Here is an 18,652-nt window from a genome sequence, read left to right as displayed (position 1 = left end):
CGGGCATGCTCGACGAGGTGTACGCGGTCTGTCGCGACGACACCTCCGGCGCACCCGCCGACTACATCCCCGAGCTCGCCGCCGTCGCACCGGATTCGTTCGGACTGTGCCTGGCGACCGCCGACGGACTCGTCTACCAGGTCGGCGACACCGGCATCGGGTTCACCATCCAGTCCATCTCCAAGCCGTTCACCTACGCACTGGCGCTGGCCGATCGCGGACTCGACGGGGTGGCCGAGCACATCGACGTGGAGCCGTCGGGTGAACCGTTCAACGAGATCAGCCTCGAACCCGACACTCAGCGCCCGAGCAACCCGATGATCAACTCCGGGGCCATCACCGCGGCCTCGCTGATCGACGGCCGCGACGCCGCCGACAAGTTCGAGCGGGTCCGTCGCTGCTACTCCCGCTTCGCCGGACGCGAGTTGACGATGAACGAGGCGGTCTACGAATCCGAAGCCCGCACGGGGTACCGCAATCGGGCGATCGGGTACATGTTGCGCTCGGTCGGCATCATCGACGTCGATCCGGACGACGTGGTCGACCGGTACTTCCGGCAGTGCTCGATCGAGATCACCTGCACCGATCTGGCCGTGATGGCGGCGACCCTGGCCGACAACGGAGTCAATCCGAAGACTCGTGAACGGGCGCTGTCGACCTCGCTCACCGAACGGGTGCTCAGTGTGATGACCACCTGCGGCATGTACAACGCCGCCGGTGACTGGGTGACCACGGTCGGGCTGCCCGCCAAGAGCGGGGTCGGCGGCGGGATCATCGCGGTGCTGCCCGGTCAGCTCGGGATCTCGGTGTATTCACCGAGGCTGGACGGGCAGGGCAACAGTGTGCGCGGGGTGGCGGCGTGCCGGGAGCTGTCGCGGCGGCTCGAACTGCACTTCTGTCACGTGACCCGATCGGCGCGCACCGCGATCCGCGCCGACTACTCGGTCGCGCAGCTGCCGTCGCGACTGCGCCGCACCCCCGAGGACGCCGAGGTGCTGGCCGCCCATGGTGACCGTGCGCGGGTCTACGAGCTGCACGGCGACCTGTTGTTCGCCGGTGCCGAACGGGCGGTGCGGGCGATCGAAGGCAACGCCGACGAGCTCGACGCGCTGGTGATCGACCTGCGCCGGGTCGGTGAGGTGAGTCAGGTGGCTCGCGGGATGGTCGAGCAGTTGCAGGCCGAACTGGTGCGCCGGGGCAGCCGGGTGGCGCTGGTCGATCCCGATGCCAAGCTCGGTCACGAGGTGTCGAGTCTGGATCCGGACGATCCGCGCGGGCGGGTGTTCGTCGATCGCGACACCGCGACCGAATGGTGTGAGGACATCGTGCTCGACCGGCATCGGCCGCCGGGAACGCGCGCCGCCGCGTCGATCGACCTCGACGAGCATCCGCTGCTGGTGGGACTCGCCCCCGCCGACCGGGACCGGCTGTGCGCGGATTTCGTCGCCCGCACCTTCGCCCGCGGCGAGGTGATCGCCGAGCGCGGCGAGCCACGGTCCGGGCTGTATCTGATTCTCGCCGGGCGGGTGCGGGCCACCTTCGCCGGTACCGACGGGCGGGTGCACCGGTTGGTGACGTTGTCGTCGGGGATGTCGTTCGGCGAGATCCCGATGTTGACCGGCGAGAATTTCGTCAACGACATCGTCGCCGAAACCGGGCTGCGGGTGGCGGTGATGAGCGCGGCCGTGTTCGACGAGCTCGCCGAGCAGCACCCGCAACTGAAACTCGCCCTGCTGCAACGGCTCGCGGCCGGGGCGTACGCGCAGATGGAAGCCACTGTCCGAACCATTTCGGGCAACGCCGAGAACTACTGACCGCCCGGCGGAACTCGGTCCTCACGCGAGACGTTGAGCAGCACAGCAGCCTTCGACCGACAGGAGTACCGCGGTGAGCAAGAAGTCCTGGCAGGCGAGCACGACCACCTTCGGGCGCGGCGTGGTGCGCGCGGTCCCCGATCTGATCCGGTTGACGTTGTCGGTGGAATCGCGCGCCGACACCGTCGCCGGGGCCTACGGGCGTGCCGGTGACCGGGTGAGCGCGGTCGTCGCGGCACTGCGAACCGCCGGGGTGAGTGACGCGGACATGGCCACCAGCGGCCTGAGCGTGCGCACCGAAACCGTCTACACCGACAACGGGCGCAACGAGATCGCCGGATACCTGGCCTCCACCGGCCTCAGTGTGTCGCTGCGCGAAGGCACCGGCATCGACCCCGCCGAAACGGTCGCCGCCGCGGTGAACGCGGGCGGCGACGACGTCCGCCTCGGCGGCCTCACCCGGGGCGTCGCCGACCCGGCCCCCCTGCTCGAGCAAGCCCGCGACGCGGCCTACGACGACGCGAAGGCGAAAGCCGAGCAGTACGCGACGCGCGCCGGAGTGAGCCTGGGCGCTGTCCTCCAGATCACCGAGGACACCTCGCCGCCGACGTCCCGGGCCTACGACATCAGCGCGGAAATGGACTCCTCCCCCATGCTGATGGCCCGGGCCGGCTCCCCGGTTCCCGTGGTCCCCGGCGAAACCGAAGTCGGCGCAAGCGTCCGCGTCACCTGGGCCCTCGACTAGCGCGGCCGGTCTACTCCGGCTGCGCGAGCAGCGCTTCGACGGCGCGTTCGGCACTCTGGACGGCGCTTTCCATCGTGGCGCACCAGTCCGTGCGGGTCCAATCGCCGGCCAGCATCAGGTTCGGGACCGAGGTGCGCTGGTCGGGGCGCAGGTTGTCGGTGCCGAGAACCTGGGAGAAGGTCGCCTTCGGCATCTTCACCACATGACCGGTGACGACCTGAGCGTCGGCGGCTTCCGGGTAATAGCGGCGGATGAGATCCATTTGCTCGGCGACGATCTCGCTGTTGCTCTTGTGGATCTGCTCGTAGGCGCCGCTGGTCGTCAGGCAGTACAGCCAGGTGCCATCGGGCGCGCGCTGATGCATGCGCTGCCGGTCGAAGACCTGATCGATCACTCCGGTGCCGCCGATCAGCGCCTCCATGGCCGACTTGGTTTTCAGCGGCCGGTCCAGATACAGGTTCGTGCTCACGATCGGGGTGAAACCCAGTTTGTCTGCGGCAGCGTAGATTTCGGCGTGTTCGGGCAGGTCGTCGAGGAGCCCGCCGATATTGGTGTTCGGAACCGCGCAGATCACCGCGTCGGCGTCGACGACCGAGCCGTCCGCCAGCTGCACCCCGGTCGCCTTGCCGTCGACGATGACGACCTTGCGGGCCACCGCCCGGTAGCGCACGTCGACCCCGTGGCGTTCGAAAACCTTCTCGGCACCGGCGATGTAGAGGGTGTCCAGATCCACGGTGGGGTAGCCGATCGTCACGCCTGTGCGCGTCCGCATCCCGATCCGGACCCCGGTGGCCAGCACATCGGCGAACACCTTCGCCGACTCCCTGTCCACCGGTTCCGCGGCGATGCCGAGCGCGAGCCAATCCCACAGGGCCTCGCGCGCTTTCGGCGGCATCGCCAGCCGCCGGAACCACTCGTCGGTGGTGATGTCGGCGAGGTAGGCAGGCTGCCACAGCGCTTGGCGCACCAAGGTGAGCGCGGAACGCAGCGCACGCAGCCGCTCCAGCGGTCCCGCGTCGGGATGCGCACCCATCAGTGTGCGCACGGCTGCGAAACCCTTGGTGTGCAACATGACTGCGCGACCACCCGGCCAGCGCAGGCTCCCCGCGCCGGGGAATTCCACGTGGTGCCGCGTACCCACGCTCTCCAGATACCGCCACAGGCTCCGGTATCCGCTGGCCACCACGTGCTGGCCGTTGTCGGCGAGGTCGTCCACCTCGGCGACCCGCATCGCCTGCGTGCGGCCGCCGAGCCGACCTCGCCGCTCCAGCAGGGTCACCTGTTCACCGGCTTCCGCCAGCCATACGGCGGCGGCCAGCCCGGCCAGCCCACCCCCGATGACAACGAACCGGCGTGCGTCGTTCACGTCCACCATTGAGACAATGTAGCGCGAACTCTCTCTTTCTATCGGTGGAATCGTCCGGGATCACCGAACACTCAGCGGTCGAGCAGCGCGACGCATTCGACATGGTGCGTCGCCGGGAAGGCGTCGAAGGCCCGCAGCTCCGTCAGGTGATAGCCGGCATCCAGGTACAACCCCAGATCACGAGCGAAAGCCGCCGGGTCGCAACCGATATGAACGATCCGGCGCGGATCGGCATCGGCGACAGCGGCGACGACATCCTTGCCCGCCCCCGCCCGCGGCGGATCGAGCACCACGACATCGGGCCTACCGGAAGCACTTCGAGCCCACGGCTCGACCCGCTCACTACGCAATTCCAGCCAGGGCAGATCCCCCAGCGCCGCCACCCCGTCGACAACCGCCGAACGAGCGGATTCGACACCGGTCACCGCCCCGGTCTGCCCCACCTGCTCGGCCAAGCGGGCAGCGAACACGCCCACACCGGCGTAGAGATCCCACCCCGAACCGCCGGGAGCGAGCCCCGACCACTCGGCGATCAGGTCCGAATAACATTGCGCCGCACCGCGATGCGCCTGCCAGAACCCGGTCGCCGACAACTCCCAGCGACGCCCCGCCACATACTCGACGACGCGACCCGAACCCTCGACCACACACTCCTCACGAGGCGCGTTCATCGCCGACTTCCGCGAAGCCGCCCGGTCCCGGATCGCCCCACGCTCGTCACCCGTCGGCGGCGCCGACTCACGACGACGCCCCGGCCGCTGGCCACGACCGCGGCTCGCGCCACGCGGTGTCTCCGGGCGACCGGCAGGACCCGAAGCAGGAGTCTCGGCCAGTTCCACGATATGACGAACACCGTCACCGTCGAGCGCGACGACCAGATCGGCCCCCGGCGTCCACAACCGGTCCGCGACGCCGTCGAGCGCACCGGCGACAGGCTGCGGGCAGCGCAGATCCGCGATCACCTCGGTGCTGCGGTAACGGTGCACACCGGCGTGCCCCGCGCCGTCCACGACCAACCGCACCCGCGTGCGCCAACCACCGGTGACCTCACCCGAATCACCGGCGATCGGCTCGACCGTCACCTCACGCTCGATCTTGGCCAACCGGCGCAACTGCTCGTCCACCACCGTGGCCTTGAGCGCGCGCTGCGCCGCGGGCGTCGCGAAGGAGAAGTCACAGCACCCCGCACCGCCCGGCCCGGACACCGGACAGGTCGCGGGCACCCGGTCCGGGGACGCCTCGATGATCTCGACCGCGTCGGCCCGGCAGAACGAACCGCCGCGATCCTCGGTCACCCGCGCCCGCACCAGCTCACCGGGCAGCCCGTGTCGCACGAACACGACCCGGCCCTCGTGGCGCCCGACGATGAACCCACCGTGCCCGGGCGCCCCGAGGCGCACCTCGAATTCTTGTCCGCTCCAATCACTCACGGCCACACCCACTCTCACCCTCGACCGGCGCGCCGCTCATTCGCGACGTCCTGGTCGTTCGAAACCTCGGCGCACCGAACCCGGTGCGTTCACATCGGCTGCTTGCTTGGCCCTGGTGGAGGAACTGAGCTGCCACGGCACGCTCGTCACCATCACACCGGGCTCGAACAGCAACCTGCCCTTCAACCGCAGCGCGGACTGGTTGTGCAGCACCTGCTCCCACCAGTGGCCGACCACGTATTCGGGAATGAAGACGGTGACCACGTCGCGCGGGGCGTCCTTGCGCACCCGCTTGACGTACTCGAGCACCGGCTTGGTGATCTCGCGATAGGGCGATTCGATCACCTTCAACGGCACGTTGATCTCGCTGTTCTCCCATTCGCGCACCAGCTTGCGGGTGTCGGCGTCGTCGACGTTGACCGTCACCGCTTCCAGGGTGTCCGGGCGGGTGGCGCGCGCGAAGGCCAGCGCGCGGCGCGTGGGCAGATGCAGCTTGGAGACCAGGACCAGCGAGTGGGTGCGGCTGGGCAGCACGCCGTCCCAGTCGGATTCGTCGAGTTCGCGCGAGACCGAGTCGTAGTGCTTGTGGATCAGCTTCATCACGACGAAGATCGCCACCATCGTCAGGATCGCGATCCAGGCGCCGGCGAAGAACTTGGTGACCAGCACGATCATCAGCACGGCGCCCGTCGCGGTCAGACCGATCGCGTTGATCACCCGGGAACGCATCATCTGCCTGCGCTGTGCCGGGTCGGTCTCGGTGCGCAGCAGACGCGTCCAGTGCCGCAGCATGCCGGTCTGGCTCAGCACGAACGAGACGAACACACCCACGATGTAGAGCTGGATCAGCTTGGTCACCTCGGCACCGAAGAACACCACGAACGCGATCGCGGCACCCGAGAGGAACAGGATGCCGTTGGAGAACGCGAGCCGGTCGCCACGGGTGTGCAGCTGACGGGGCAGGTAGCGGTCCTGGGCAAGAATCGAACCGAGCACGGGGAAACCGTTGAACGCGGTGTTGGCGGCCAGTACCAGGATCAGGGCGGTGACGATGGTGATGAAGAAGAACCCGATCGGGAAGCCGTGGAACACCGCTTCGGCGATCTGCGCGATCAGGGTCTTCTGGTGATAATCGGCGGGCGCACCGACCAGGTGCGCGGGGTCGTGCGCGTACACGACGCGGATCTTCTGGGCCAGGATGATGATGCCCATCAGCAGCACGATCGCGATGGAACCCAGCAGCAGCAAGGTGGTCGCGGCATTGCGCGACTTGGGTTTACGGAACGCGGGCACACCGTTGCTGATGGCCTCGACACCGGTCAGCGCCGCACAGCCGGAGGAGAAGGCACGCGCGATCAGGAAGGCGAAGGCCAAGCCGTAGAGGTGCTCGTCTTCGGCGTTGAGCCCGAAACCGGCGGACTCGGCCTGGATGTCGTCGCCGAGCACGTAGGTACGGAACAGGCCCCAAGCCAGCATCGCGAACATGCCGAAGATGAACGCGTAGGTGGGAATCGCGAAGGCGGTCCCCGATTCGCGGATGCCACGCAGGTTGATCGCGGTGAGGATCGCGATCGCCACGACCGCGAACAACACCTTGTGCGTGGCGACGAACGGGATCGCCGACCCGATATTGGACGCAGCCGACGAAATCGACACCGCCACGGTGAGCACATAATCGACCAGTAGCGCGCTGCCGACCGTCAAACCGGCATTGGGCCCGATGTTCTTCGTCGCGACCTCGTAGTCGCCGCCACCGGAAGGGTAGGCGTGCACGTTCTGCCGGTAGCTGGCAACGACCACCGCCATCACCAGGGCTACGGCAAGACCGACCCACGGCGCGTACACGTAGGCCGAGATGCCCGCCGCCGACAGCACCAGGAAGATTTCCTCCGGGGCATACGCGACCGACGACATCGCGTCGGAGGCGAAGACCGGAAGAGCGATACGCTTGGGCAACAACGTGTGGCCGAGCGAATCGCTACGGAACGGCCTGCCCAGCAGCACACGCTTGGCTGCCGTCGTCAACTTGGACACCGGGCTGAGCATAGAGGAGTTCACCAGCACCTTCGCGCGCACGTTCACCGGCGTCACGGCGATGTCCGGATTGTTTGCCCCGCGTCGGCGCGGGGAAAATGGGCGATGGGAGCATCCGGCGGGTACGGTCCTTGCCGGACGCCACGGGTAGGCAAGGAACGAGGGTGCACGGTGTACGTAGTGATCATGGGGTGCGGGCGTGTCGGCTCGTCACTGGCGCGTGCGCTGACCCGGGTGGGTCACGAGGTCACGGTCATCGACCGGGATCCCACCGCCTTCCGCCGCCTCGGTGAGGGTTTCACCGGGCAGGAGGTGATCGGCGTCGGCTTCGACCGTGAGGTGCTGACCCGCGCGGGGATCGAGCGCGCCGACGCCTTCGCCGCGGTGAGCTCCGGTGACAACTCCAACATCATCTCGGCGCGAGTGGCCAGAGAGATGTTCGGCGTCGAACGTGTCGTCGCTCGCATCTACGACGCCAAACGCGCCGAGGTGTACGAACGACTCGGCATCCCGACCATCGCCACCGTGCCGTGGACCACCGACCGGTTCCTGCGCACCCTTATCGGTGACAACTCGACCACCACCTGGCGCGATCCCACCGGCGCGGTCGCGGTGACCCAGCTGACCCTGCACGAGGACTGGTCCGGTCGCACGGTGCGCGATCTGGAACGCGACCTGCAGGTGCGGGTGGCGTTCATCCTGCGCTTCGGCCAGGGCCTGCTGCCCGAATCCAAGACGATCGTCCAGGCCGACGACGTCGTCTATGTCGCGGCCACGTCCGGCACAGTCGGCGAGGCGATCGCCCTGGCCGCCAAGGCCCCACTGAGCGAGGACTGAACACATGAAGGTCGCCATCGCCGGAGCGGGCGCGGTCGGGCGCTCGATCGCCAGGGAACTCCTACGCGGCGGACACCGCGTGATGCTGCTCGAACGCCAGCTCGACCACATCGATCCCGCCGCCATCCCCGACGCCGTCTGGGTGCACGCAGACGCCTGCGAGCTGTCGCTGCTGGAGAACGCCGATCTCGAGACCTACGAGGTGGTGATCGCGGCCACCGGCGACGACAAGGCGAATCTGGTGCACGCCCTGCTCGCCAAGACCGAGTTCGGGGTGCGCCGGGTGGTGGCGCGAGTCAACGATCCGCGCAACGAATGGCTGTTCAACGAGTCGTGGGGCGTCGACGTGGCGGTGTCGACGCCGCGGCTGCTCGCCTCGCTGGTCGAGGAGGCCGTATCGGTGGGTGATCTGGTGCGGCTGATGACGCTGCGGCAAGGGCAGGCCAACCTGGTCGAGATCACCCTGCCCGCCGACACCCAGCTGGCAGGCAAGCCGGTGCGGACCTTGAAGATGCCGCGCGATACCGCGCTGGTGACGATCCTGCGCGGTGGCCGGGTCATCGTGCCGCAACCCGACGATCCGTTCGAGGGTGACGACGAACTGTTGTTCGTCACCTCGGTGGAGGCCGAAGAGGATCTGCGACTCACGCTGGCGACGCACGGCGTGCGGCCGTAAGCCCCTACGCCACTTTCAGTTCCGCGCGCAGCTTGTTGAGCGCGCGGTGCTGCATCACCCGGACCACGCCCGGGCTGGTGCCGATGGCCTCGGCGGTCTGCGCCGCGCTCCAGCCGAGCACGATGCGCATGTGCAGCACCTCTCGGTGATTCGGCGCGAGCACCTTCATCAGTTCGAGGGTGGCGGCGCGGCGCTCGTAGGCCAGCACCCACTCCTCCGGACCCGCCGAAGTACTGGCGCTGTCGGGCAGCTCGGCCGTGGGGTAGGCAGTGTGCTTGCCGCGACGGAACGCGTCGGAGACCTTGTTGGCGGCGATGCCGTAGACGAAGGCCAGGAACGACTTGCCCTGATCGCGGTAGCGCGGGATGGCGGTGACAGTGGCGATCAGGACTTCCTGGGTGACATCGTCGGCAGTCACGGTGAGATGCCCGGTGGCGCCCATACGGGCCGAGCAGTACCGGCGGACCACCGGGTGCACCAGGCGCAGGATCTCGGCGACGGCGTCGCGATCACCGGCGGCGGCCGGGCCGATCAGCGCGTCGAGTTCGGCGCCGAGGCGCTTGCTCTCCGACAGCACGGGCGCCGGGGTCTTGGCGGCGTCGCGGCGTGCTGCGGTGGCCGGTCGCTCATTTCGGTGCTCGGTTGCCATCATGGTCGCCGGTCCTCTCACGATCATCGCGTTTTTCCTACGCATTGATCGTGCGACGAACAGCCGGTCGCGACCAGATACCCCAGGGTGGGTACTTCCCCACCTCCGGCGGCGCGCTGACCACCCTTACGCGGGCACGGATTCCGTTCCGGCGCCGGGCTTGTCGGCTTTCTCGGCGGGCAGGTGCCCGGCGCGGCGCACCGCCCACACGGTGACCACCAGGGCGACCGCGGTGAGCGGCCAGCCCATGCCGATCCGCGCCACGGCCAGCCAGGTGGTGTGGTCGGTGTCGTAGAGCTGCGACTGCACCAGGTAGCGGGCGCCGAACACGACCACCCAGACCGCGGTGGCCAGGTCGTAGAGCTTGCGGATGCGCTTGTCGGCCCGCCAGCGGTGACCGTGCCCGTTGAGCGCGCCCCAGATCACCCCGACCAGCGGCCTGCGCAGCAGGATCGACACCGCGAACACACCCGCGTACACCAGGCTGGTGTAGATGCCGAACAGGAAGAAGCCCTTGGCCTCCCCCACTCGCTGGGCGATGAGCGCGCACAGGCCGACGCCGAGGAAGCCGGAGACGGCAGGCTGGATGGGGCTGCGCTGCACCAGTCGCCAGATCAGGATGGCGGCGGCGACGCCGAGAGCGGCCCAGATGGCCACGGTGAGGCCCGCGAAGGTGTTCACCGGGACGAAAACCAGAACGGGGAGGGTGGAATAGATCAGGCCGCTGAAACCGCCGAGCTGCTCGAGCAAGGTTTGTTCGGCCTTGTCGACCTCGGTGTCGATCTCCGGGTCCACCTGTTCATCGGTGACCACGGGCAACGCCACGGTGGCTTCGGGGTCCGCGGCAGTGCGGTACTCGTCGCTGGAGGGCATACGTCAGCTGTTCCCGCGCAATTCGTAGTAGGGGTTGAAGATCACCTTGCGGCCGTCGCGGTCGCCGACGCGACCACGGACCAGAATGCGCCTGCCCGGTTCGATACCGGGAATGCGCCTGCGCCCGATCCACACCAGGGTGATGGCATCGGTGCCGTCGAAGAACTCGGCCTGCACGGTGGCACCGGCCGCCTTGGGACACGCCTCGACACTGCGGAGTCTGCCCAGAATCGTCGCCTCTTCGCCACGACAGCAATCCTTGGCCCGCCGGGCACCGGACGCATCGGCCGTCTCAGCCAATTCCTCGGCGTCGAGCTGGTCGATATCGGCGGTGAGACGACGACCGAGTCGGCGAAAATATCCCGAGTCCGGACCCGATCCCGACTTGTGTCCGCCCGTGGATGACGACATGTCACGCTTCTCCCGCTAGTTGGCCGTACACCGCCACTGTAGATGGGCAAACGCCCGGCCGCTACGCTCGGTCGGTGTTGCGCACCCCACCCCAGGTCACCGTGGTCGCCCTGCCGGGGACCGGCTCCGACGCCGATTTCGCGGCCCGCGCGTTCGGGCCTGCCGCCCTCGCGTACGGACTCGCCTTCCACGCCGTCGAACCGGACCCGCAGGCCGTGATCGGGAGCTGTACCGCGGCTTTGGACGCTGCCGCGGCGCGCGGTCCGGTCCTGGCCGCGGGCATCTCCCTCGGCGCCGCGATCGCACTCGACTGGGCAGCCGAGCACCGTACCGCGGTAGTCGGTGTCATCACAGCATTACCCGCCTGGACGGGTGCCGAAACCGCCGCGTGCCCAGCCGCATTGAGCGCCGCGGTTACCGCCGAGCAACTGCGAGCCGACGGTCTGGAGGCGGTGCTGGAGCGGATGCGCGCCTCGAGTCCACCCTGGCTGGCCGACGCACTGACCCAGTCCTGGCGTGGGCAGTGGCCGCACCTGCCCGCCGCGCTGGACGAGGCCGCCGCGTACACGTGGCCGTCGCTGGACGACTTGGCGGGCAACGACGTGCCGGTCGCGGTCGTCGGCGCCGGCGACGACCCGGTCCACCCGATCGCCGTCGCTGAGGAATGGGCGGCAACATTGCCGTCAGCCCGACTGCACCGGGTGACACTCGCCGAGCTGGGCGCCGACCCGGCGATCCTCGGGCACACCGGGTTCGCAGAGTTGAGCGCGCTGCTACCAGCGACTCTCACGCAACGAACAGCCTTGCAGGACAACTGATTTCGCGAATACACGGGTAACTCGTTCGGATACCCCCGACACCACACCCGCCCCGAACCGCAGGCTCGCTCACCCGCCGAACCACCTCCCCACGACCGGCGAAAGTCGCGGAGAGGCGGCGGAGCCACGCCTAGTTCAGGCCGAGTTGCTGCATGGCCGAACCGTCCGCGCCTCGACGCGGCTCGTCCGGCAGTTTCGGCGGGAGGGCCGAGGGCGGCGGAGCGGCCGCGGCGGCCGCCTGGGCCTCGAGCGCGTCCTGCTGGGCCTGGACCTGCTGCTGATGGGCGGCGGCCAGCTGTTCGGCCAGTTCCTGGGGCAGGACCACCGGAAGCGGGTCACGCACGGGCAGGGGGTCGGTGCCGCGGCGGACCACGGCGTCGGCCAGGACCGCGCGGGCAGCGGTGATCAGCGGGCTGCGGTCGTCGACGGCGCCCTTGGGGCCGGCGGCGACCAGCCGGATCATCCAGCGAGGACCGTCGACACCGATGAAACGCAGATCGGCGCCCTCGGTGATCGCCTTGACCTCGCGGCCCCACGGGCCCTTCTCGACAGCCACGCTCGCGCCGTCACCGCGCAGCGACTCCGCCAGATCCGCGGCGACCGTGCGCCACTGACCCGCCGACTTGGGCGCGGCGTAGGCGGCGACCGTGAGCCTGCCGTGCTCGGTGGCCAGGTGCACCGCCTGCGGGGTGCCGTCGGGACTCATCTCCACCTGCAACTGCCCGCCCTGGGGCACCGGGATGAGCACCGAGCCGAGATCGAGGCGACGCGAGATGGCCTCGTCGGAAACCTCGCTGATGTCGTAGGGGCCCGCGGCGGCATCGGGGGCATGGTCGAAATTGCCGTAGATGCGCTCATCGGTCGGAGCGTCGTCGAAGTCCAGGCGCGCGAAGTCGGGGCGCTGGAACTCGTCGGTGTCGTACTCGTCGGAGTCCGCGTCCAAGTCGTAGTCCGCCTCGTCGTACTCGACGTCGTCGTAGTCGACGTAGTCGTCGGCGGCGTCGTCACGCGCGCGCTTCTTCTTTCCGAACAGACCCATCACGCCTCCTTGTCGGCCAGGCCGGCATGCCCGCCGCTCGACCCGTACCCGCCGGTGCCACGGGCGGTGTCGTCGAGATCGTCGACCTCGGCGAAGTCGACCAACTCGACCCGCTGCACCAGCAACTGCGCGATGCGGTCGCCGCGACGCAGCTCGATGGCGGTGCGTGGGTCGTGGTTGATCAGGCACACCTTGATCTCACCGCGGTAACCCGCGTCGACCGTGCCGGGCGTGTTGACCACCGACAGACCGGCCTTCGCCGCCAAGCCGGACCGGGGGTGGATCAAGCCGACCGTGCCCATCGGCAACGCGATCGCGATCCCGGTACCGACCAGCACCCGCTCGCCCGGTTCGATGATCACATCCTCGGTGGTACAGAGGTCGACGCCCGCGTCACCCGGATGGGCACGCGTCGGCACAGGGATGCCGGGATCGAGCCGCCGCAGCGGAATCGGTGCAAGTGCGTTCACATCGGTCGAGACTACGCGGTCGAGGCCGGACCTTCTCGTCGCAGCCCTGGTGCGGTGACCTAGTGTTGAGGGGTGCCCGACCAGCCCCATTCCCCGACGACCGCGACCACAGACACCGACCACGGCGCGCCGAGCGCGCAGGGTCCGTCGCCCTACTCCGAGCGCCTGTGGGTGCCGCTGTGGTGGTGGCCGGTCGGCTTCGCGATCGCGGGCCTGCTCGCAGCCGAGATCCATATGGGCGCGCCGGGTCTGCGGGCTTGGCTGCCGTACGTGTTGCTGGCGCCGGTCCCGGTCTGGATTCTGTTGTGGATGAGCAGGCATCGCCTGGATGTCACCGTGGCCGACGATGGTACGGCGGAACTGCGCGTCGACCGCGCCCACCTACCGGTGAGCTTCGTCGCGCGCGCCGCGGCCGTCGCGCCGACGGCCAAGAGTGCGGCGCTGGGCCGACAACTCGACCCCGCCGCCTATGTGCAGCACCGGGCCTGGATCGGCCCGATGGCATTGCTGGTGCTGGACGACCCGGACGACCCCACGCCGTACTGGTTGGTCAGTACGCGTAGGCCGGACCGGGTCTTGGCCGCGCTCGGACTCCCGAGCGCGGGCTGACCCTTCCTCGCTGATCCCTGCGGATCAGTCTGCGTAGCCCATGCGGGTCGATCGACCGCACGGTGCCACGCACTTGCCTGCCGCTAGAGCGCGCAATCCATGCAGATGAGCTGTCCACCCTTCTCGGTGGCCAGTCGGCTGCGGTGATGCACGAGGAAACAGCTCGAGCAGGTGAACTCGTCCGCCTGCTTCGGGACCACCCGAACGCTGAGTACCTCGTCGGACAAGTCCGCGCCGGGAAGCTCGAACGATTCCGCTGTATCGGATTCGTCGATGTCCACGACGGCGGACTGCGCCTCGTTGCGGCGGGCCTTCAGCTCCTCGAGCGAATCCTCCGACACCTCGTCGGATTCGGTGCGCCGCGGTGCGTCATAGTCGGTTGCCATGTCGTCTTCCCCTCAGTCCTTACTCCGTATATCCCGGATCAGTCGATTGCCGTAACCCCGCAGGGTTCCGGCGTTCGTACCGCCCCGCCGGTGGTGCACCTCACACGTGCACCGGTCGTCTATCAGGTTCGATCGACCAGCGATCTACTCCGACAGCGTTCGGTAAACGCAGGACATGCCCTTGTTGTTCCCGCGACCGACCACCGTTTCACCGGTAAATATTCGATCTGGGCGGCCAGACAATAGCGGACCGATGGACGAAAGTCGCAATCAAACCCGCGCCGAGCCGAAACCGACGACGAATCGTCACCTGCCGGGAAACTCGCCGAGACCTCCCCGACTCGCGCACCGCCGCGGGACTCGTAGAGTGAGCGCGTGGTTTCACTGATCACCGAAGGCAGCGCGACAGATCGCGACGGCAAACCCTTTCCGCGGCGGCGGCCCGAGCTCTGGCTCGCGCTCGTCCTCGTGCTGGCTCTGGTGAGCCTGTTCGTCTGGATCACGGCGTTTCGAACCCGTGACGACAGCAACGAACCGATGGCGTGCAACGCGCCGAGCACGCCGACGGCCACCAACGCGCCGCAGCCCGCGGCACTGGGTACCCGGGTGGGTCCGACGCGACTCGCCGAGGTCGACCCGGCGGCCCTGTCGGAGTCGCGGGTGCGGGTGTTCAACGCCAACGGCAAGAGCGGCCAGGCGGGCAACATCGGCGCGGCACTGGCCGACCTCGGCTTCGCCGGCGCGCCGGGGACACAGGTCGGTAACGATCCGGTCTATGTCAGCGGCGACCTCACCTGCACCGGTCAGATCCGGTTCGGTGTGAACGGTCGGCCCGCGGCCGCCTCGGTGCAGTTGATCGCGCCCTGCGCCGAGCTGATCGAGGATCCGCGCACCGACGACACCGTCGATCTGGTCCTCGGGCAGGCGTTCGGTGAATCATTGCGACCCGGCGCCGACGCCGAGGCAGTGCTTCGGTCGCTCAAGAACCTGGCCCCCGGCGCGAGCTCGTCCTCGATCGACCCGGACCTCCTCGACGCCGCACGCGAAGTCAAGTGCTGAGCGATCTAGTCCGGTAGCGCCGTCGGCGCGCCGACCCGGTCGAGCAGGTCGGTGAGGTCCCCGGCGATACCGGGGGCCGCGACGACGGTCAGTTCGCCCGCGGCCCCGCCGACGGTGACCGGGGGGACGCGCACGATCGCACCCGCTTCGGCGGCGATGAGGGCACCCGCGGCCCAGTCCCAGGCGTTGAGGCCGTGCTCGTAGTACGCCTCGAGCCTGCCCGAGGCGACATGGCACAGGTCCATGGCGGCGGCGCCGAGGCGGCGGATGTCGCGGATCCGCGGCAGGATCTCGGTGAGCAGCTGCGCCTGGCGGGCCCGGCGCGCGCTGCCATAGGCGAAGCCGGTGGCTACCAGGGCCACCGAGAGCGAATCCTCGCTACTGCAGCGCAGTGTCACCCGGGTGCCGTCCGGTCGCACAGCGTGCGATCCAGCGCCCAGTGCGGCGCTGTAGGTGGTGGCGGCGACGACGTCCACCACGGCGCCCGCCACGGGCTTGCCGTCGACCACCGCGCCCACCGAGACGGCGTAGCCGGGGAGCCCGTAGAGGAAGTTCACGGTGCCGTCGATCGGGTCGACGACCCAGGTGACGGCACCCGCGGCGGTGGCGCCGACATCGCCGCCGCCTTCCTCCCCCAGAATCGCGTCGCCGGGCCTGCGCTCGGCGAGCAGCTTGCGGATCAGCTGTTCGGATTCGGTGTCGACGATGGTGACCGGATCGGTGACGTGCCCCTTGGTGGCCACGGCGCCTGCCACGGGTCCGTCGTCGGCGAATACCTCGGGCCTGCGGGCACGCACGTGCGCGGCGGCCGTCTCGGCGAGCTCGACGGCCAGGCGCCGCAACTGCTCGTAATCGGCGGATGTGGTGGGGGCGGTTACGGTCTCGGGCTCGGTGTATTCGGGCACCCACCCATCGCATCACATGTCGTGGCTCGTCGCGCGAGGGGTGACTACCGCTACTCTTCTCCCTGGTGTCTGCCAGGCACCTCGACCACGTCAGCAAGGGGTTGAACCATGTCCACTCGGGGGCACGCATTCGGTATCGATATCGGCGGCAGCGGGGTGAAGGGCGCCGAGGTCGATCTGGCCACCGGCCTGCTCACCCATGAGCGCATCAAGATCCCGACACCGCGTCCGTCGACGCCCGACGCCGTCGCCGGGGCGGTCGCCGAACTCGTCGCGCAGGCGGGGTGGCAGGGACCGGTGGGCATCACCATGCCGTGCGTGGTGCTCGACGGCCACGCCAGAACCGCGGCCAACATCGACCAGGCCTGGATCGGCACCGACGCCCGCGCGTTGTTCGCGAAGGCGCTGGGCGGGCGCGAGGTCACCGTGCTCAACGACGCCGACGCGGCGGGACTGGCCGAGGACCGCTACGGCACCGCGCGCGACCTCCACGGGCTGACGCTGCTGCTCACCTTCGGCACCGGCATCGGCTCCGCACTGCTCTACGACGGCGTGCTGGTGCCCAACTCCGAGCTCGGCCATCTCAAGATCGAGGGCGTCGACGCCGAGGATCTGGCCGCGGCCTCGGTCAAGGACAACGAGGACCTCACCTACCCGGAGTGGGCGCAGCGGGTGAGTCGCGTGTTGGGTCACATCGAGGATCTGTTCTGGCCGAAGGTGATCGTGGCGGGCGGCGGCATCAGCCGTGATCACGAACAGTGGATTCCGTTGCTCACCAACCGAACTCCCGTGATTCCGGCCGTATTGAAGAACACCGCGGGTATCGTCGGCGCGGCGATGGCCATCGATGCGGGCCTCGCGCCGTAGCCCGGCGCGGCCTGCGACGCAACGCCTGGGTGGCATCGTGCCATGAGTACCCTGGTTGGATCGTTACAATGGAACACGTCCGGCGGTGAGCCGGTGAAACCTTCCGGCCGCGGCCGGTCGCGAGAAGGTCGGTGAACGAGCGCCGACTTCCCCGGCCGACGCATCGCCGGTGCAACCCGACCGACCGCTCCGCCGGAAAACCACTCTGGCGTGACGCCGCACGAGACCGTCACGAAAGGGCGTACGTGGTAGCCACGAATACCCGTCAGACCGCCGACTCGGCCTCCGACGCCGATGCCGACGACGCCGTAACCCCGGCCAAGAAGGCGCCGGCTAAAAAGGCCGCTGCCAAAAAGGCGCCGGCGAAGAAGGCCGTAGCCAAGAAGGCGCCGGCGAAGAAGGCTGCCGCCAAGAAGGCTCCGGCCAAGAAAACCGCCGCGAAGAAGGCGACCTCGGGCGAGGGCGGTGAGGAGCAGCTCGACGACGAGTCGGTCGAGGTCGACGATCTCGGTGATCTCGAAGTCGCCGAAGACGAACTCGTCGGCGAGGAAGTCGTCGTCGAAGACGTCACCGAGGAAGCCGCCGAGGTCGCCGATACCGCGGAGCCGTCCGAGAAGGACAAGGCTTCCGGCGATTTCGTCTGGGACGAGGAGGAGTCCGAAGCGCTGCGTCAAGCACGCAAGGACGCCGAACTCACCGCCTCCGCCGACTCGGTGCGCGCCTACCTCAAGCAGATCGGCAAGGTCGCGCTGCTCAACGCGGAGGAGGAGGTCGAACTCGCCAAGCGAATCGAGGCCGGCCTGTTCGCCGCGGAGAAGATGCGCGAGTTCGCCGAGGCGGGCGAGAAGCTCTCGGTCACCACGCGCCGCGATTTCAACTGGATCGTGCGCGACGGCAACCGGGCCAAGAACCACCTGCTCGAGGCCAACCTGCGACTGGTCGTCTCGCTGGCCAAGCGCTACACCGGCCGCGGCATGGCGTTCCTCGATCTCATCCAGGAGGGCAACCTGGGTCTGATCCGCGCGGTCGAGAAGTTCGACTACACCAAGGGCTACAAGTTCTCGACGTACGCGACGTGGTGGATCCGTCAGGCCATCACCCGCGCCATGGCCGACCAGGCCCGCACCATCCGTATTCCGGTGCACATGGTCGAGGTCATCAACAAGCTCGGCCGCATCCAGCGCGAGCTGCTCCAGGACCTGGGCCGTGAGCCCACGCCGGAGGAGCTCGCCAAGGAAATGGACATCACGCCGGAGAAGGTCCTCGAGATCCAGCAGTACGCGCGTGAACCGATCTCGCTCGACCAGACCATCGGCGACGAGGGCGACAGCCAGCTCGGTGACTTCATCGAGGATTCCGAGGCGGTCGTCGCGGTCGACGCGGTGAGCTTCACCCTGCTGCAGGATCAGCTGCAGTCGGTGCTGGAGACGTTGTCCGAGCGTGAGGCGGGCGTGGTGCGGTTGCGCTTCGGCCTCACCGACGGTCAGCCGCGCACCCTCGACGAGATCGGTCAGGTCTACGGCGTCACGCGTGAGCGCATCCGTCAGATCGAATCGAAGACGATGAGCAAGCTGCGCCACCCGAGCCGTTCGCAGGTTCTGCGCGACTACCTCGACTAGGTTCCACACAAGAGGCCCGCACCACCGAATCGCTGTCTCTTATAC

General features: G+C 68.6%; 19 protein-coding genes. 9 read left to right on the top strand and 10 right to left on the bottom strand.

Features of this window, described 5'->3' with window-relative positions; translation table 11 throughout:
* Positions 1-5: 5 nt before the first annotated feature.
* Together glsA and ACWFRF_RS33795 are read left to right on the top strand one after the other, a co-directional pair.
* A complete protein-coding gene (gene glsA / locus ACWFRF_RS33800) occupies positions 6-1,814 on the top strand; it encodes a glutaminase A (RefSeq protein ID WP_378989123.1) in 1,809 nt (602 codons plus the stop codon).
* A gap of 73 nt (positions 1,815-1,887) precedes the next feature.
* Positions 1,888-2,559, top strand: a complete 672-nt coding sequence (locus ACWFRF_RS33795) for an SIMPL domain-containing protein (protein ID WP_452454179.1) — start codon at positions 1,888-1,890, stop codon at positions 2,557-2,559.
* 10 nt (positions 2,560-2,569) lie between these two features.
* On the opposite strand, the gene hpnE is transcribed toward ACWFRF_RS33795, so the two are convergent.
* From hpnE to ACWFRF_RS33780, 3 genes are all read right to left on the bottom strand, one after another.
* Positions 2,570-3,934, bottom strand: a complete 1,365-nt coding sequence (gene hpnE / locus ACWFRF_RS33790) for a hydroxysqualene dehydroxylase HpnE (protein WP_379318454.1) — start codon at positions 3,932-3,934, stop codon at positions 2,570-2,572.
* Between the two features lie 62 nt (positions 3,935-3,996).
* A complete protein-coding gene (locus tag ACWFRF_RS33785) occupies positions 3,997-5,355 on the bottom strand; it encodes a class I SAM-dependent RNA methyltransferase (protein ID WP_452454176.1) in 1,359 nt (452 codons plus the stop codon).
* A 36-nt stretch (positions 5,356-5,391) separates the two neighbouring features.
* Positions 5,392-7,389, bottom strand: a complete 1,998-nt coding sequence (locus ACWFRF_RS33780) for an APC family permease (protein ID WP_378988650.1) — start codon at positions 7,387-7,389, stop codon at positions 5,392-5,394.
* A 171-nt stretch (positions 7,390-7,560) separates the two neighbouring features.
* On the opposite strand from ACWFRF_RS33780, the gene ACWFRF_RS33775 reads away from it, so the two are divergent.
* Both ACWFRF_RS33775 and ACWFRF_RS33770 read left to right on the top strand, forming a co-directional pair.
* Positions 7,561-8,226 carry a potassium channel family protein gene (locus ACWFRF_RS33775; protein WP_056811222.1) on the top strand — a complete coding sequence of 222 codons (666 nt, stop codon included), beginning with the start codon at positions 7,561-7,563 and terminating at the stop codon, positions 8,224-8,226.
* 4 nt (positions 8,227-8,230) lie between these two features.
* Entirely contained in the window at positions 8,231-8,902 is a 672-nt protein-coding gene (locus tag ACWFRF_RS33770; RefSeq protein ID WP_067458738.1) for a potassium channel family protein, read from the top strand.
* Between the two features lie 4 nt (positions 8,903-8,906).
* Here the strand turns inward: ACWFRF_RS33770 and ACWFRF_RS33765 are convergent, their stop codons facing one another.
* The 3 genes from ACWFRF_RS33765 to ACWFRF_RS33755 all read right to left on the bottom strand — a co-directional run bounded on the left by ACWFRF_RS33765 (position 8,907) and on the right by ACWFRF_RS33755 (position 10,835).
* Positions 8,907-9,578, bottom strand: coding sequence for a sigma-70 family RNA polymerase sigma factor (locus ACWFRF_RS33765; RefSeq protein WP_452454174.1), 672 nt, complete (start codon positions 9,576-9,578; stop codon positions 8,907-8,909).
* A 99-nt stretch (positions 9,579-9,677) separates the two neighbouring features.
* Positions 9,678-10,424: a DUF3159 domain-containing protein gene (locus tag ACWFRF_RS33760; RefSeq protein WP_452454172.1), complete on the bottom strand. Its 747-nt coding sequence runs from the start codon at positions 10,422-10,424 to the stop codon at positions 9,678-9,680.
* A 3-nt stretch (positions 10,425-10,427) separates the two neighbouring features.
* Positions 10,428-10,835, bottom strand: a complete 408-nt coding sequence (locus ACWFRF_RS33755; RefSeq protein WP_067458744.1) for an OB-fold nucleic acid binding domain-containing protein — start codon at positions 10,833-10,835, stop codon at positions 10,428-10,430.
* Between the two features lie 74 nt (positions 10,836-10,909).
* Between ACWFRF_RS33755 and ACWFRF_RS33750 the strand changes: the two genes are divergently transcribed.
* Positions 10,910-11,653 (top strand): alpha/beta fold hydrolase, encoded by a 744-nt coding sequence (locus ACWFRF_RS33750; RefSeq protein WP_379313888.1) that lies wholly within the window; start codon positions 10,910-10,912, stop codon positions 11,651-11,653.
* A 130-nt stretch (positions 11,654-11,783) separates the two neighbouring features.
* Here ACWFRF_RS33750 and ACWFRF_RS33745 read toward each other — a convergent pair whose 3' ends face one another.
* Positions 11,784-12,686, bottom strand: a complete 903-nt coding sequence (locus ACWFRF_RS33745; RefSeq protein WP_449967494.1) for a DUF3710 domain-containing protein — start codon at positions 12,684-12,686, stop codon at positions 11,784-11,786.
* A gap of 5 nt (positions 12,687-12,691) precedes the next feature.
* Positions 12,692-13,162 (bottom strand): dUTP diphosphatase, encoded by a 471-nt coding sequence (gene dut, locus ACWFRF_RS33740; RefSeq protein WP_452454170.1) that lies wholly within the window; start codon positions 13,160-13,162, stop codon positions 12,692-12,694.
* A 72-nt stretch (positions 13,163-13,234) separates the two neighbouring features.
* Here dut and ACWFRF_RS33735 point away from each other — a divergent pair, with 72 nt between their 5' ends.
* Positions 13,235-13,771: a DUF3093 domain-containing protein gene (locus ACWFRF_RS33735; protein WP_378988640.1), complete on the top strand. Its 537-nt coding sequence runs from the start codon at positions 13,235-13,237 to the stop codon at positions 13,769-13,771.
* 83 nt (positions 13,772-13,854) lie between these two features.
* Here the strand turns inward: ACWFRF_RS33735 and ACWFRF_RS33730 are convergent, their stop codons facing one another.
* Entirely contained in the window at positions 13,855-14,157 is a 303-nt protein-coding gene (locus ACWFRF_RS33730) for a DUF4193 domain-containing protein (RefSeq protein ID WP_056811237.1), read from the bottom strand.
* A gap of 375 nt (positions 14,158-14,532) precedes the next feature.
* Between ACWFRF_RS33730 and cei the strand changes: the two genes are divergently transcribed.
* Positions 14,533-15,216, top strand: coding sequence for an envelope integrity protein Cei (gene cei / locus ACWFRF_RS33725; protein ID WP_378626688.1), 684 nt, complete (start codon positions 14,533-14,535; stop codon positions 15,214-15,216).
* 5 nt (positions 15,217-15,221) lie between these two features.
* On the opposite strand, the gene ACWFRF_RS33720 is transcribed toward cei, so the two are convergent.
* Positions 15,222-16,121, bottom strand: a complete 900-nt coding sequence (locus tag ACWFRF_RS33720) for an inositol monophosphatase family protein (protein ID WP_452454167.1) — start codon at positions 16,119-16,121, stop codon at positions 15,222-15,224.
* Positions 16,122-16,229: 108 nt separating this feature from the next.
* Between ACWFRF_RS33720 and ppgK the strand changes: the two genes are divergently transcribed.
* On the top strand, positions 16,230-16,988 hold the full coding sequence (gene ppgK / locus ACWFRF_RS33715) for a polyphosphate--glucose phosphotransferase (RefSeq protein ID WP_452454165.1): 759 nt from the start codon (positions 16,230-16,232) through the stop codon (positions 16,986-16,988).
* Positions 16,989-17,233: 245 nt separating this feature from the next.
* Positions 17,234-18,607: an RNA polymerase sigma factor gene (locus ACWFRF_RS33710; RefSeq protein WP_378626684.1), complete on the top strand. Its 1,374-nt coding sequence runs from the start codon at positions 17,234-17,236 to the stop codon at positions 18,605-18,607.
* Positions 18,608-18,652 lie beyond the last annotated feature (45 nt).

It is taken from the genome of Nocardia sp. NPDC055165, from assembly GCF_053606985.1.
Note: the sequence above shows the minus strand (reverse complement) of the source record. Positions and strands in the feature narration are given on the sequence as shown.

What these genes read in the sequence shown, in the direction of transcription:
- ACWFRF_RS33770 (WP_067458738.1), top strand. Translation starts at nt 8,231, where the DNA reads ATGAAGGTCGCCATCGCCGGAGCGGGCGCGGTCGGGCGCTCGATCGCC.
- ACWFRF_RS33765 (WP_452454174.1), bottom strand. Translation starts at nt 9,578, where the DNA reads ATGATCGTGAGAGGACCGGCGACCATGATGGCAACCGAGCACCGAAAT.
- ppgK (WP_452454165.1), top strand. Translation starts at nt 16,230, where the DNA reads ATGTCCACTCGGGGGCACGCATTCGGTATCGATATCGGCGGCAGCGGG.
- ACWFRF_RS33730 (WP_056811237.1), bottom strand. Translation starts at nt 14,157, where the DNA reads ATGGCAACCGACTATGACGCACCGCGGCGCACCGAATCCGACGAGGTG.
- hpnE (WP_379318454.1), bottom strand. Translation starts at nt 3,934, where the DNA reads ATGGTGGACGTGAACGACGCACGCCGGTTCGTTGTCATCGGGGGTGGG.
- ACWFRF_RS33760 (WP_452454172.1), bottom strand. Translation starts at nt 10,424, where the DNA reads ATGCCCTCCAGCGACGAGTACCGCACTGCCGCGGACCCCGAAGCCACC.
- glsA (WP_378989123.1), top strand. Translation starts at nt 6, where the DNA reads ATGCTCGACGAGGTGTACGCGGTCTGTCGCGACGACACCTCCGGCGCA.
- ACWFRF_RS33755 (WP_067458744.1), bottom strand. Translation starts at nt 10,835, where the DNA reads ATGTCGTCATCCACGGGCGGACACAAGTCGGGATCGGGTCCGGACTCG.